The following is a 13956-nucleotide window of genomic DNA, read 5'->3' as shown; positions in this document are numbered from 1 at the left end:
GGATTTCTGATGGATCGTTACGTCGTTTTCGGTAACCCAATTGGTCACAGCAAGTCGCCGTTGATCCATCGTCTGTTCGCCGAGCAGACCGCTCAGCAACTGGACTACAGCACTTCGCTGGCACCGCTCGACGATTTTTCCGACTTTGCCCGGGAGTTTTTCCTGGAAGGTTGCGGGGCGAACGTGACGGTGCCGTTCAAGGAAGAGGCGTTCCGTCTGGCCGACAGTGTGACGGCGCGAGCGCAGCGGGCTGGCGCGGTGAACACCCTGAGCAAGCTCGCCGATGGCACGCTGCTGGGCGACAACACCGATGGTGCCGGGCTGGTGCGGGACCTGACGGTCAACGCCGGTTTCAGCCTCAAGGGCAAACGCATCCTGCTGCTCGGCGCCGGCGGCGCAGTGCGCGGTGCGCTGGAGCCACTGCTGGCCGAGCAACCCGCCTCGGTGATCATCGCCAACCGCACGGTGGAAAAAGCCGAGCTGCTGGCAGAATTGTTCGCGGATCTGGGGCCGGTGTCGGCCAGTGGTTTCGACTGGTTGCGGGAATCGGTGGACCTGATCATCAACGCGACATCGGCCAGTTTGTCAGGCGATGTACCGCCGATTGCGGGCAGTCTGATCGAACCGGGCAAGACCGTTTGCTACGACATGATGTACGGCAAGGAACCGACCTCGTTCTGCCGTTGGGCTACGGCGCATGGCGCTGCCGTGTCGATGGATGGTTTGGGGATGCTGGCTGAGCAAGCGGCAGAAGCCTTCTTGCTGTGGCGTGGCGTACGCCCGGACACCGCGCCGGTGCTGGCCGAACTGCGCCGCCAACTGGCCGCATAACCGCACTCTGTAGGAGCGAGCCTGCTCGCGATGAACCTGAGAGCCCCGCTGGGTGTCAGGTTTGCAGCGTTATCGTTAACGCCCATCGCGAGCAGGCTCGCTCCTACAGGGGGTCGTGTTTCAATCTTCGAAATGGATCGGGCATTTCTCCGCGCCTTCCAGCTTTCGCAACTCCTCCACCACCGGTGGCCGCGCCCCGCGCAAGGTCAGGCTACGGTCCTGCTTGCGTAGCCGCCGCGCTTCCTGGTGCAGCATTTCCACCCCCGAATAGTCGATGAAGTTGATCTGCTGCGCCTCGATCACCACCCGCGCCCCGTGCATGCGTTGCAGGCGCACTTGCAGGTAATGGCTGGCGCCGAAAAAGATCGAACCGCCGACCCGCAGAATGTCTTCATCGCCGTCGCGCCAATGCTGCACCCGTGGTTGCGAGGTGCGCTTGAGGTAGAAAAACAACGACGCGAGCACGCCGGCATAGATCGCTGTCTGCAATTCCAGCAACAGCGTGGCGACACAGGTCAGCGCCATCACCATGAACTCGGCGCGGCTGACCCGCAGCAACGCGCGAATACCGCGATGATCGACCAACCCCCAGGCGATCAACAGGATGCTGCCAGCCATGGCCGGGATCGGAATATGCGCAATCAGGTTGGCGCCGAAGATCGCAAACAGCGCCACCCACAAAGCGGAAAACACCCCCGCCATTGGCGAACAGGCGCCCGCTTCGTAGCTGAGGCCGGAACGGGTGAAGGAACCGGCTGACAGCGAACCGGAAAAAAACGCACCGATCATGTTCGATAAACCCTGCGCGCGGACTTCCTGATTGGCATCGAGCAATTGCTGCGAGCGCGCCGACAAGGAACGGGCAATCGACAGGCTCGTCACCAGTCCGAGCATCCCCACCGCTACTGCGCTGGGCAGCAATCGCAAAATCATGTCCAGATCCAGTGGCAACGGGCTGAAGGGCGGCAACCGCCCGACAAACGCGCTCACCAGGTTCACGTGGCCGAACATCGATGGCCACAGCCAAACCAGCAGCCCGGCGAGGATCAGGGTGATCAGCAGCGTCGGCCAGCGAGGCAGCAACCCTTTCAGGATTATGCCGACGACGACTGTTGCCAGCCCCAGCACGAGCGAGGGTTTATCCACCGCATCGAGGTGCTGCAGCAGCATCAAAAAGCTGTCCAGAGCGGTGGCCTGGCTGGGCAAGTCCAGCCCCAGCAGGTTGGGCATTTGACCGATGGCAATCACCACGGCGGCGCCGAGGGTGAAGCCCAATACCACCGAGTGCGAGACAAAATTCACCAGCGCGCCGAATCGCAGCAAACCCAGTAGCCACTGGAAAATGCCGGCGAGCAGCGTCAGAAGCAGGATCAGCGTGATGTAGTCCTTGGACGCAGGGACGGCCAAAGGACTGACACTGGCGAACAGGACGATGGAGATCGCTGCCGTAGGCCCACAGATCAAATGCCACGATGAACCCCAGAGACAGGCGATCAGCACCGGGATGATCGCGGCGTACAAGCCGTATTCCGGTGGGAGACCGGCGATCAGCGCGTAGGCAATGGATTGCGGCAACGCGAGAATGGCGCCGCTGAGGCCGACGATCAGGTCACGGCCGACGCTGGCGCGGGTCTGCCGGGGCAACCACGTGAGGAAGGGGAAGAGTGAATGGCGGCTGGGGAAGGCCATGGGTCCTCTCGGTTGAAAATTTTGCGCAAGGGTATCAGCACAACACCTTGTAGGAGCCAGCTTGCTGGCGATGGCGGCGCATCAGTCAACATTTATCGCGTCCGATACACCGCTATCGCCAGCAAGCTGGCTCCTACAGTTCGCCACCCAAAGGGTTAGAGCTTGGCTTTCACCGCCGGCAACGCATCCTTGCCGTCCGCGGTCTTCACGCCTTCCAGCCATTTATCCAGCACCGCCGGATTGGCCTTGATCCACGCCTTGGCCGCATCCGCATTGCTGACCTTCTTGTTCACCACATCCGCCATGATGCTGTTTTCCATCTCCTGGGTGAAACTCAGGTTGGTCAGCAACTTGCCCACATTCGGACAGGCTTCGGCGTAACCCTTGCGGGTCAGGGTATGGACGCTGCCGGTGTCGCCGAAGTATTTCTCGCCGCCCTTCAGATAATGCATTTTCAGCTGCACGTTCATCGGGTGCGGCGTCCAGCCGAGGAAGGTCACGAATTTCTGTTTCTTCACCGCCCGAGACACTTCGGCCAGCATCGCCTGTTCGCTGGACTCGACCAGTTTCCACTGGCCCATATCGAAGTCGTTCTTCTTGATGATCTCTTGCAGCGAAATGTTCGCTGGGGCGCCGGAGCCGATGCCGTAGATCTTCTTGTCGAACTTGTCGGCGAATTTGTTCAGGTCGGCGAAGCTATGCACACCCGCGTCCCACACGTAATCCGGCACAGCCAGGGTGAACTCGGTGCCGTCGAGGTTCTTCGCCAGTTGCGTGACGTCGCCGGTGGCGACGAACTTGTCATAGAAACCCTGCTGCGCCGGCATCCAGTTGCCGAGAAACACGTCGACCTGGCCATCCTTCAACCCGCCAAAGGTAATCGGCACCGCGAGGGTGTCGACTTTGGGCTTGTAGCCCATGCCGTCCAGCAGAAACCCGGTGATGGCGTTGGTTGCGGCGATGTCGCTCCAGCCAGGGTCGGCCATTTTCACCGTCTCGCAGCTCTGATCGGCATACGCCGACGCACTGCCCAGAGCCAGCAGTCCGACCGTCAGTACTGTGGATAACTTTTGCATGGACTTCCCCTTAACATTATTGGTTTTGGCAGGGTTGTGGATAACGTGCTTTACGCTCCAGATCGTCGAGGTCGATGTGGTTGCGCATGTACTGCTGACTGGCGTCCACCAGTGGCTGGTGATCCCAGCTCTTCAGCTTGCCGATGGTCAGCGCTTCGGCGACGAAACGCCGACGACGCTGGCTCGCGAGCACCTGTTGGTGTATCGCCGGGATGTTCCATTTGGCCCGTGCTTCGGCGAGAAATTCCTCGAACAGGAGCCGATGTTGCGGCGACTGGCTGAGTTCTTCCTGTTCACGCGGGTCGTTGTGTACGTCGAAGAGCAGGCACGGATCGTCTTCGCTGTAGATGAATTTGTAGGCGCCACGGCGAATCATCATCAGCGGACTGATGGTGCCTTCGGCCATGTATTCGCCGAAGACTTCGTCATGACCGCCCTGCCCTTGCAGGTGCGGAACCAGCGACCGGCCATCCAGCGGCAAGCCCGGTTCCAGAGCGCCGCCGGCCAACTCGACAAACGTCGGCAGCAGGTCGGCGGTGGAAACCGCAGCGCTGACCCGTCCGGCGCCAAACTGGCCGGGTGAACTGATCAACATCGGCACGCGCGCGGCCATTTCATACCAATGCATTTTGTACCAGAGGCCACGCTCGCCGAGCATGTCGCCGTGGTCGCCGGAGAACACGATGATCGTTTCGTTGATCAGCCCGGTATCTTCGAGCGTTTGCAGAAGTTTGCCGACGTTGCTGTCGATATAGCTGCAAGCACCGAAATAAGCCCGGCGTGCATCGCGGATCTTATCCACAGGCAGCGGCTTGTCCCACAGGTCGTAGACCTTGAGCAAACGCTGGGCGTGCGGATCGAGCTCGGTTTGTGCCGGGGTTTCGGGCAATGGGATGTCAGCGTCGTCATACAGATCCCAGAAGGCCTTGGGAATGGTGTACGGGTCGTGTGGGTGAGTCATCGACACGGTCAGGCAGAACGGCTGGTCGCCGTCTTCGCGGATGTGATCAAACAAATACTGCTGGGCCTTGAACACCACCTCCTCATCGAAATCCAGTTGGTTGGTGCGCACGCAAGGCCCGGCCTGCAGTACCGACGACATGTTGTGATACCAGGTCGGACGCACGTCCGGTTCGTCCCAGTTCACTGCCCAACCGTAGTCGGCCGGGTAAATGTCGCTGGTCAGGCGTTCTTCGTAACCGTGCAGCTGGTCCGGGCCGCAAAAGTGCATCTTGCCGGACAACGCGGTGCGATAACCGAGGCGCCGCAGGTAGTGGGCGTAGGTGGGCACGTCGGCAGGGAAATCGGCCGCGTTGTCGTAGGCGCCGATTTTGCTCGGTAACTGACCGCTGACCAGGGTAAAACGCGACGGCGCGCAGAGTGGGCTGTTGCAATAAGCGGCGTCGAACACCACGCCTTCGGCGGCGAGGCGGCTGAGATTGGGCAATTTGATCGGCGAAGGGCCGTAGAACGGCAACATTGGCGCGGCCATCTGATCGGCCATGATGAAAAGAATATTCTTGCGCTTCATGTGATCGCGGCATTCCATAGTGAATATTTATGCGAGAGTGCTGCAATCGAGCATGGAGTCCATGTGATTTGTGGTAAAGCCCATGCCAGGCAATGACTAGGATAAGCACAGCTTATGTATGACGCCCTCGGTGATTTGTCTCTGGATTTACTTCGCGCTTTCGAAGCGGCCGCCCGCCATCACAGCTTCACCGCCGCTGCGGTAGAGCTCGGCACCACGCAACCGGCCATCAGTCAGCAGATCAAGCGGCTGGAAGATCAACTCGCCACACGGCTGTTCGATCGCATTTATCGCGGGATCGAATTGACCGAGGCCGGGGCTATTCTTTTCGAGCAGGTTCAGCTCGGTTTGCAGAATATCGACGCAGGATTAAGTGCGATCAGTACACAGCAACAGCATGAGGTGTTGCAGGTCGCCACCGATTTTGCCTTTGCCGCTTACTGGCTGATGCCCCGATTGCACCGCTTTCACGCGGCCAATCCTCACGTGGACGTTAGCCTGGTCACCAGCGAACGCAGTCTCAACATGCTACGCACCGATATCGATGTTGCCGTGCTGTTTGGTGACGGGCGTTTTAAACAGGGCGAAAGCCATTGGCTGTTCAGCGAAGAAGTGTTCCCGGTGTGCAGTCCGCTGCTATTGAAGGACCGTCCCCTGCCCTTGCCGCCCCAGGGGCTGCTGGAATTTCCGCTGCTGCACCTGCGTGGCGAAAACAGCAGCAACTGGTTCGACTGGAGTGGCGTGTTCCGCGAGTTGGGGATTACTTCGGCGCCAGCGCCCGGGCAGTTGCGATTCGACAATTACACGCTGTTGATTCAAGCGGCGATTGGCGGCCAGGGCGTGGCGATTGGCTGGCGGCACCTTGTGGATAACTTGCTGGCGCAAGGTTTGTTGTGTCGGCCAATTGCTGAAACGGTGATGTCCCGGCAGGGCTATTACGTGGTCCTGCCCCAACGCAAACGGCGTGGGGTGTTGATTCAACAGTTCGTGGATTGGTTGATGGCCGAGCAGGCCAGCAGTGCGCAATCGCTGAATGGCCTGCCTTTGCCTTCGATTGCGGTGTGAGCATGTAAAAGATCGCAGCCTTCGGCAGCTCCTACAGGGGAACGCATTAGGTGTAGGAGCTGCCGAAGGCTGCGATCTTTTCACTACTCTGAAGTCGCCACGAAATTCACGTGTTCGCCCACGTGAAGATTGAAGTGCAATTCATCGGCGATCCCTATCGCGACACGTTTCAAGCGATCCAGCGGTTCGGCCAGCCCCGGTTCCAGGCTGCTGCTGGCGTGGCTGAAATGCTCGATCGTCAGCCCTGGGACGCCACGTGGCGCATTCACCAGCGTCCAGTGCAACTTACTGCTTTGCAGGGATTCGCGGATTTCTTCGGCGGCGTGGCGTTGCAGTTGATCCTCGATCTCCGGGTCGTCCAACACCTCGAAATCCCCCACCAGAAACAGTCGGGCAATGCCGGCAGCCTGCATGCCAGCTATCAGCGCATCGACTGCGAGCACCTGTTCGACCGGGCCTGGAACAATGGTTTTTTCAACGTGTTCGCTGTTGAACGGCAAGCCTGGTGCGTCTAATAGACAGATGACGGCCGAACAGCCCGCGACGCTTTGTTTGACGCGCTCGGCCTCAAACAGGTCGCCCGTCTTGGTGCGCAAACCCGGACGTGGCGCGAGTGCCGTCAAGTCATCGAGGATGGCGATCACTTCGTGTTGCCGCCGCAGCATCTCAGCCATCAGCGCACTGCCCAGGCTACTCATGGCACCATAAAGCACCACTTTTACCACCGGGGTTTCGGCATTTTTCATGGTTGGGCTCCGTTTCCTGGGTGTATAGCATTTGACCTGTGGGAGACGGTGAGGGTTCGACAGGGATTCAGAGGGTTTCAGATGCAACAGATCAAGGGTTACCACGCCCACGTGTATTTCGACGCCAGCACCATCGACCAGGCACGAGCCTTGTGTGAGCGGGCGGCGCAGCTGTTCCCGCTGAAAATGGGTCGGGTGCACGAACGTCCGGTCGGCCCGCACCCGGACTGGAGTTGCCAACTGGCATTCGGGCCGGAACTCATCGGCGACGTATTGCCGTGGCTGGCGCTCAACCGCAAGGGTTTGGTGGTGTTCCTGCACCCGGACACCGGCGACGATCTGCTCGACCACACCGAACATGCCATCTGGATGGGGGCGATCCGGCCGCTGGACCTGTCTATTTTTTGATCAGAGTGTTTCTTCGGCTTCGCCCGGCAGGTGTTCGTCCAGGTGCAGCCAGGGCAGACGGCTGTCGGTCCAGATGTGCCGCTCGGCCGGAGCCTGCTCGGGATGATCGAGGGTGGCGATGGTCAGGTCGATGCTCTCGGGATTGAGGTGTGTCACCAGCGCGAGTTGCGCCCCACAGTTCGGGCAGAAATATCGTACGCAACTGGATGACGAGGCGTACTGCGCCGGTGTGCCTTTCAGCCATTCAAAGGTCGATGCGGGCACGGTGATCCAGGTGGTCACGATCCCGCCGCTGACTCGTCGGCAAATTGAGCAGTGGCAGTGGGCGATGTCGTGCAGCGGGCCGTTGAATTGATAGCGCAGTTGTCCGCAGTGGCAGCCGCCGGTGTGAATGTTTGCCATGCTGTTTCCTCCTGATGCGTATGCACCGACGCTATCGCCGGCAAGCCGGTCTCGCTCCCACATTAGATCTTCAGTGAATACAGAATGGGGGGCGACGAGATCAATGTGGGAGTGAGCCTGCTCGCGATGGCCTCAACTCGGTCTGACGCCCTGCCCCCCGTCCGACGACCGGTCGCACATCCGGTCAATGCTTTCATCAGCGAAAGCTGGGTGAAAGCTTCCCCGATTAGGATCGCCCCCACTACCGGCAACAGACCGGTCGGCCAATGCCAGTGTTTTATCGCTCGCACAGCCCATTTAACAACAACAATGGTGACCCTGATGTCCTTTGATACCCGCCGCTTCGCCGCAACTCCGCCCGTACGCCTCGTGCTACCCGTTCTGCGCTGACCCACCCGGTTCGCCCATTCCCTAGCCGCGCTACGCCTGGAGTATTCCCATGCTGACTTTCCTTGGCTTCGCCATGGTCATCACGTTCATGTTCCTGATCATGACCAAGCGCCTGTCTGCGCTGATCGCCCTGATCATCATTCCAATCGTCTTCGCCCTGTTCGGCGGTTTTGCGCCGAAGATCGGCCCGATGATGCTCGAAGGCATCACCAAACTTGCGCCGACCGGCGTGATGCTGATGTTCGCCATCCTCTACTTCGCCCTGATGATCGACTCCGGCCTGTTCGACCCGGCCGTGCGCAAGATCCTCAAACTGGTCAAGGGCGACCCGTTGAAAGTTTCGGTCGGCACCGCCGTACTGGCGCTCGTCGTCTCCCTCGATGGTGACGGCGCGACCACTTACATGATCTGCGTGGCCGCCATGCTGCCGCTCTACAGCCGCATCGGCATGAGCCCGCGGATTATGGCTGGCCTGATCATCCTCGCCGGTGGCGTGATGAACATGACGCCATGGGGCGGTCCGACTGCCCGTGCAGCCAGTGCGTTGCATGTGGACCCGTCGGCGATCTTCGTACCGATGATTCCGGCGATGGGTGCCGGTGTCCTGGCCATCCTGGCCATCGCTTACTTCTACGGCAAACGTGAACGTGCGCGTCTGGGTGAGCTGCACCTGGTGGGCGATGAAATCGACCACAGCGAAATCAGCGTTTCGCAGTTCCCGGACGCCCGTCGTCCAAAGCTGATCTGGTTCAACGGTGCCCTGACGTTCGCACTGATGTGCACCCTGATCGCAGGCCTGCTGCCGTTGCCGGTGTTGTTCATGGTGGCGTTCAGTATTGCCATGATCGTCAACTACCCTTGCCTGCAACAGCAGAAGGATCGTGTTGCGGCCCACGCCGGCAGCGTGCTGGCGGTGGTCGGTTTGATCTTCGCGGCAGGCATCTTCACCGGTATCCTGTCGGGCACCGGCATGGTCGATGCGATGTCGAAGAGCCTGTTGGCGGTCATCCCGGATTTCCTCGGCCCGTACCTGGCCGTGATCACCGCGCTGGTGAGCATGCCGTTCACGTTCTTCATGTCGAACGACGCATTTTATTACGGCGTGTTACCAGTACTTGCCGAAGCGGCCAGTCATTACGGTATAACCGCGGTTGAAATGGCACGTGCCTCGATCGTCGGTCAGCCCGTCCACTTGCTGAGCCCGCTGGTACCATCGACCTATTTGTTGGTGGCCCTGGCCGGTATCGACTTCGGTGACCATCAGCGCTTTACCCTGAAATGGGCAGTGCTGGTGTGCATGTGCATACTGGTTGCAGCATTGCTGATGGGGATTTTTCCGCTGTTCAGCACTCTATAAGCCCAAGACTCACCACTGGGGGTCCAGGCTTCGTTGTTTGAAGCCCGGGCCCTTTGTGGTTTAACACTCGCTCAAAGGAATACACATGGAATGGCTGACCAACCCTGAAATCTGGGTTGCCTTCTTTACCCTGACCGCCCTGGAAATCGTCCTGGGTATCGATAACATCATCATGATTTCGATCCTGGTCAGCCGCATGCCCAAGCACATGCAGGCGCGCACCCGAATCTTCGGCCTGGCGCTGGCCATGGTTACGCGGATTCTGTTGCTGCTGTCGATTACCTGGGTCATGCGCCTCACCGCAGACTTGTTCGAAGTGTTCGGCCAGGGCATTTCCGGGCGAGACCTGATCCTGTTCTTCGGTGGTCTGTTCCTGTTGTGGAAGAGCTCGCAAGAGATGTACCACGCGCTGGAAGGCGAAGACGAAACCAATGAAGAGCCGGGCGGCAAGGGCGGCAACTTCCTCTACACCATCATCCAGATCGCGATCATCGACATCGTGTTCTCGCTGGACTCGGTGATCACCGCCGTCGGCATGGTCTCCCACGTACCGGTCATGGTCGCGGCGATTGTTGTGGCTGTGCTGGTGATGATGCTGGCTTCCGGCACCATCAGCTCGTTCATCGACAAGCACCCGTCGCTGAAGATGCTGGCGCTGGCGTTCCTGCTGATCGTCGGTACCGTGCTGATTGCCGAATCCTTCGATGTGCACGTGCCAAAAGGCTACGTCTACTTCGCCATGGCGTTCTCGCTGGCGGTGGAAGCGATCAACATCAAGATGCGCACCGCGATCGCGAAGAAGAAGAAACAGCAGGATCCGGTGAAACTGCGCAAGGATATTCCTGGGCAGTAAGTCACACGTAAAACCTGTAGGAGCGAGCCTGCTCGCGATGGACTCAGGGACGCCGCGTTTATCCTGTAAGCGAGCGTCTTCGTTAACGACTATCGCGAGCAGGCTCGCTCCTACAGTTATTGGAGAGGGGCCTTCGGGCCCCTTTTTCACGTCTGCATCAAGCTGTTTTCATGACACTTTTGTTTCAATCACCTCTTTAGCTATGCGATGCTGGCGCGCAGACCGTTAGCCAACTACAGCTTAAGTACACAACGTAGACAGTCGCGCGGCACCGTCAACTTGCTCCTTTGGGGCGCTACCACCACAGGGGGCCCTTATGCTCACCCTGCTCAATTTGTTATCTGCCGTGGCCTTGCTGATCTGGGGCACGCACATCGTCCGAACCGGCATCCTGCGGGTCTACGGTTCCAACCTGCGTCATGTGATCGGCCAGAACATGTCCAAGCGCTGGCTGGCGTTCATCGCCGGCATAGTCGTGACCGCCATGGTTCAGAGCAGCAACGCCACCGCCATGCTCGTCACCTCCTTTGTCGGCCAGGGCCTGATGGCGCTGATGCCTGCGCTGGCGACCATGCTCGGCGCCGATGTCGGTACGGCGCTGATGGCGCGGGTGCTGACGTTTGATTTGTCATGGCTGTCGCCGCTGCTGATTTTTCTCGGGGTGATTTTCTTCCTGTCGCGCAAGCAGACGCGGCTCGGCCAGATGGGCCGGGTGGCCATCGGTCTGGGCCTGATCATTCTGGCCCTGCAACTGATCGTCGAAGCGGCGGCGCCGATCACCCAGGCGCAAGGGGTCAAGGTCATCTTCGCCTCGCTGACCGGCGATATCCTGCTCGACGCCTTGGTCGGCGCCCTGTTCGCGATGGTTTCCTACTCCAGCCTAGCCGCCGTCCTGCTGACCGCGACCCTGGCCGGGGCCAGCGTGATCAGCTTGCCGGTGGCCATCGGCCTGGTGATTGGCGCGAACATCGGCAGCGGCATTCTGGCGTTCATGAGCACCAGCATGCAGAACGCCGCGGGGCGTCAGGTGGCGCTCGGGAGCCTGCTGTACAAGCTGATCGGCCTGTTGCTGATCATTCCGGTGCTCGACCCGTTGGTGCACTGGATCGACAGCCTCGACTTCAGCCCCCAGGAAATGGTCATCGGCTTCCACCTGCTCTACAACACGGCTCGCTGCCTGCTCTTGCTGCCGACGGTCGGGATAATGGCCAGGCTGTGCGCATGGCTTTTGCCGGAACGCCCGGAAATCAACGGCACGGCCAAACCGCGGCACCTTGATCCGACGGCGCTGGTCACCCCCAGCCTGGCGCTGGCCAACGCTGTCCGGGAAACCCTGCGCATCGGCGATCTGATCGACAGCATGCTCGAAGCCATGCTCGACGTGCTGCGCGGCAAGCAAACTGCCGTCACCCAGGAAATGCGTCGCCTGACCGATGATGTGGATGCGCTCTACAACTCGATCAAGCTCTATCTGGCGCAAATGCCCCGTGAAGACCTCAGCGAGCAGGACAGTCGGCGCTGGGCGGAAATCATTGAGCTGGCGATCAACCTCAAACTCGCCAGCGACCTGATCGAGCGCATGTTGCGCAAGGTGCAGCAACAGAAAACCTCGCAGCGCCGGTCTTTTTCCGAGGTCGGCCTGGACGAGTTGGCGGGGCTGCACAGCCAGCTGATTTCCAATTTGCGCCTGGGGTTGTCGGTGTTCCTCAGCGCCGACAAGGAAAGTGCCCGGCAGTTGCTGCGGGAGAAGCGTCGCTTTCGTGCACAGGAACGCCGCCTGGCCCATGCTCACGTCAGCCGGTTGCAACGTAAGATTGTGCAGAGTATCGAGACCAGCTCGCTGCACCTGGAGCTGATCGCCGACATGAAGCGTCTGAATTCTCTGTTTTGCAGCAGTGCTTACGTGGTGCTGGAAACGTCTGACACCGGTGCGCTCGCTGTAGATGATTTGGCTGACATCACACATTCGCCTTGAACGTCTGGCAGTGTGGTCAGTCAGTTATATGTATTCAGCTTGATGGCCATTCGCGAGCAAGCCCGCTCCCACATTTGAAATGCATTCCTCTGTGGGAGCGGCGGTGCGACGGTTCGACTTGCTCGCGAAGAGGCCCTGACTGACAACACGGATCTCCAAATCAGCCGTATGGAAACTCGCTATGCGTTGTTTGTTGTTCGCCTGCCTGTTGCTTGGATCATTCCCCTCGTTTGCCCTGGACCGCTTCCAGGTCGAGGGCTATACGCTGCCCAACGGCCTGCAATTGCTGCTCAAGCCCGGCACCGAGCGCGGGCATGTGGCGATTCGCCTGGTGGTCGGCGTCGGCATCGATGATTTCAACTGCGCCGACAAGGAGCTGCCGCACCTGCTCGAACACTTGCTGTTCAGTGGCATCGACGCCACTGGCGAAGGTGGTCTGGAAGAGCGCATGCAGGCGCTGGGCGGCGAGTGGAACGCCTACACCAGCAACGCCGACACCACGTTCGTCATCGAAGCCCCGGCGAAAAATCAGCGCAAGGTCCTCGACCTGCTGTTGGCGCTGTTGACCCAGACCCGAATCGACGACAACGCGATCAACGCTGCCAAGAAAGTGGTCGAGCGCGAAGACGGCGGCCATTACTCGCACCTGCAACGGTGGCTGGATCGTCAGGACCTGGGCCACACCGCGAGCAATCAACTGGCCGTGGAACTGGGCCTTAAGTGCCCGGAGCGGGCCGAGGTCGATTACCTGACCCGCGAACAACTGGAGAAGGTACGCAAGGCCTGGTACGCGCCCAATAACATGACCCTGATCGTGGTCGGCGACCTCGACCGCTTGCTGCCGGGTTATCTGGAGCGGGCCTGGGGCGAGCTTGATGCGGTTGACCCTACCGATCACCCGCCGCTGCCGGAGATCAACGCCAGCGCGGCCCATGAACGTACGCTGAGTCACGGTATTGTCGGCGCGGGTGCCAAGTTGCACTGGCTGGTGCCGGAGCCCGTGCTGGCGGATCAGCACGACGAAACCTTCGACCTGCTCAAGGATTATCTGGACTGGGCGCTCTATCGCCAGATGCGCCTCGCCCATGGTCTGTCCTACGGCCCCTCCGCCGAGCGCGAAGTGTTTGGCGGCGTGGGTTTCATGAGCCTCAACGCCGACCTTGAGCGCGACGATGTGACGGCGGCGGAACAGGTGCTGGATGAGTTGAAGGCCGGGTTACTCAAGGACGGCCTGGACGCCGCCACCTTCAACCGCCTCAAGCAGGCCGCCATCGCGCGCCAGGCCTGGGCCGTGCAAGGCAACAGCGCGTTGGCCGATTACTACTGGAGCGCGTTGAGCGACTACGAAGACGGCCGCTTCGCCGACCCGGCCAAGGAACTCCAGGGGGTTACGCTGGAAAAAGCCAACAAGGCCATGCGTGAATTGCTCCTGCAGCCGGGTTATCTGCGGATCGAGAAGCCGTTGATGAGTTATGACCAGGTGCTGTGGGCAATTGCCGGGGTGTTCGCTTTGATGGTGCTGGGCCTGTTGGCCTGGCGCCTCCATCGTCGACGGTAACAAATCACTGTAGGAGCCGGCTTGCTGGCGATGGTCGTCAACGATAACGCGTATTTTCTGAATAAACGCGGTGCC

The 13956-nt window shown here is 60.1% G+C and carries 12 protein-coding genes; 7 read left to right on the top strand and 5 right to left on the bottom strand.

Going from position 1 to position 13956, the window contains the following annotated elements:
• The first annotated feature begins 9 nt into the window (after positions 1-9).
• The gene (gene aroE / locus KGB24_RS24885; RefSeq protein WP_223413983.1) at positions 10-831 is read left to right on the top strand and encodes a shikimate dehydrogenase; all 822 of its coding nucleotides are present in this window, start codon (positions 10-12) and stop codon (positions 829-831) included.
• 120 nt (positions 832-951) lie between these two features.
• On the opposite strand, the gene KGB24_RS24880 is transcribed toward aroE, so the two are convergent.
• From KGB24_RS24880 to betC, 3 genes are all read right to left on the bottom strand, one after another.
• Positions 952-2520: a SulP family inorganic anion transporter gene (locus KGB24_RS24880; RefSeq protein ID WP_223413982.1), complete on the bottom strand. Its 1569-nt coding sequence runs from the start codon at positions 2518-2520 to the stop codon at positions 952-954.
• A 155-nt stretch (positions 2521-2675) separates the two neighbouring features.
• Complete coding sequence (gene choX, locus KGB24_RS24875) at positions 2676-3596, bottom strand: choline ABC transporter substrate-binding protein (RefSeq protein ID WP_008027600.1); 921 nt, start codon at positions 3594-3596, stop codon at positions 2676-2678.
• A 16-nt stretch (positions 3597-3612) separates the two neighbouring features.
• Positions 3613-5127, bottom strand: a complete 1515-nt coding sequence (gene betC, locus KGB24_RS24870; protein WP_223413981.1) for a choline-sulfatase — start codon at positions 5125-5127, stop codon at positions 3613-3615.
• Positions 5128-5241: 114 nt separating this feature from the next.
• Between betC and KGB24_RS24865 the strand changes: the two genes are divergently transcribed.
• Positions 5242-6192 carry a choline sulfate utilization transcriptional regulator gene (locus KGB24_RS24865; protein WP_223413980.1) on the top strand — a complete coding sequence of 317 codons (951 nt, stop codon included), beginning with the start codon at positions 5242-5244 and terminating at the stop codon, positions 6190-6192.
• Positions 6193-6275: 83 nt separating this feature from the next.
• Here KGB24_RS24865 and KGB24_RS24860 read toward each other — a convergent pair whose 3' ends face one another.
• The gene (locus tag KGB24_RS24860; protein WP_223413978.1) at positions 6276-6938 is read right to left on the bottom strand and encodes an NAD(P)-dependent oxidoreductase; all 663 of its coding nucleotides are present in this window, start codon (positions 6936-6938) and stop codon (positions 6276-6278) included.
• A gap of 81 nt (positions 6939-7019) precedes the next feature.
• Between KGB24_RS24860 and KGB24_RS24855 the strand changes: the two genes are divergently transcribed.
• Entirely contained in the window at positions 7020-7346 is a 327-nt protein-coding gene (locus tag KGB24_RS24855) for a DOPA 4,5-dioxygenase family protein (protein WP_008044035.1), read from the top strand.
• Here the strand turns inward: KGB24_RS24855 and KGB24_RS24850 are convergent, their stop codons facing one another.
• Positions 7347-7748: a GFA family protein gene (locus KGB24_RS24850; protein ID WP_223413977.1), complete on the bottom strand. Its 402-nt coding sequence runs from the start codon at positions 7746-7748 to the stop codon at positions 7347-7349.
• A gap of 439 nt (positions 7749-8187) precedes the next feature.
• Here KGB24_RS24850 and KGB24_RS24845 point away from each other — a divergent pair, with 439 nt between their 5' ends.
• The 4 genes from KGB24_RS24845 (at position 8188) to KGB24_RS24830 (ending at position 13881) form a co-directional block, all read left to right on the top strand.
• Entirely contained in the window at positions 8188-9495 is a 1308-nt protein-coding gene (locus tag KGB24_RS24845; protein ID WP_008027613.1) for a CitMHS family transporter, read from the top strand.
• An 85-nt stretch (positions 9496-9580) separates the two neighbouring features.
• Positions 9581-10348, top strand: coding sequence for a TerC family protein (locus KGB24_RS24840; RefSeq protein WP_192228129.1), 768 nt, complete (start codon positions 9581-9583; stop codon positions 10346-10348).
• A gap of 316 nt (positions 10349-10664) precedes the next feature.
• The gene (locus KGB24_RS24835) at positions 10665-12323 is read left to right on the top strand and encodes a Na/Pi cotransporter family protein (protein WP_008027617.1); all 1659 of its coding nucleotides are present in this window, start codon (positions 10665-10667) and stop codon (positions 12321-12323) included.
• Between the two features lie 181 nt (positions 12324-12504).
• On the top strand, positions 12505-13881 hold the full coding sequence (locus KGB24_RS24830) for a M16 family metallopeptidase (RefSeq protein ID WP_223413976.1): 1377 nt from the start codon (positions 12505-12507) through the stop codon (positions 13879-13881).
• Positions 13882-13956: the final 75 nt, after the last annotated feature.

Origin of the sequence: Pseudomonas sp. BF-RE-25, assembly GCF_019956105.1 — a bacterium.
GTDB lineage: Bacteria > Pseudomonadota > Gammaproteobacteria > Pseudomonadales > Pseudomonadaceae > Aquipseudomonas > Aquipseudomonas migulae.
The sequence above is the reverse complement of the archived record's forward strand: the minus strand, read 5'-3'. Positions and strand labels throughout refer to the sequence as shown.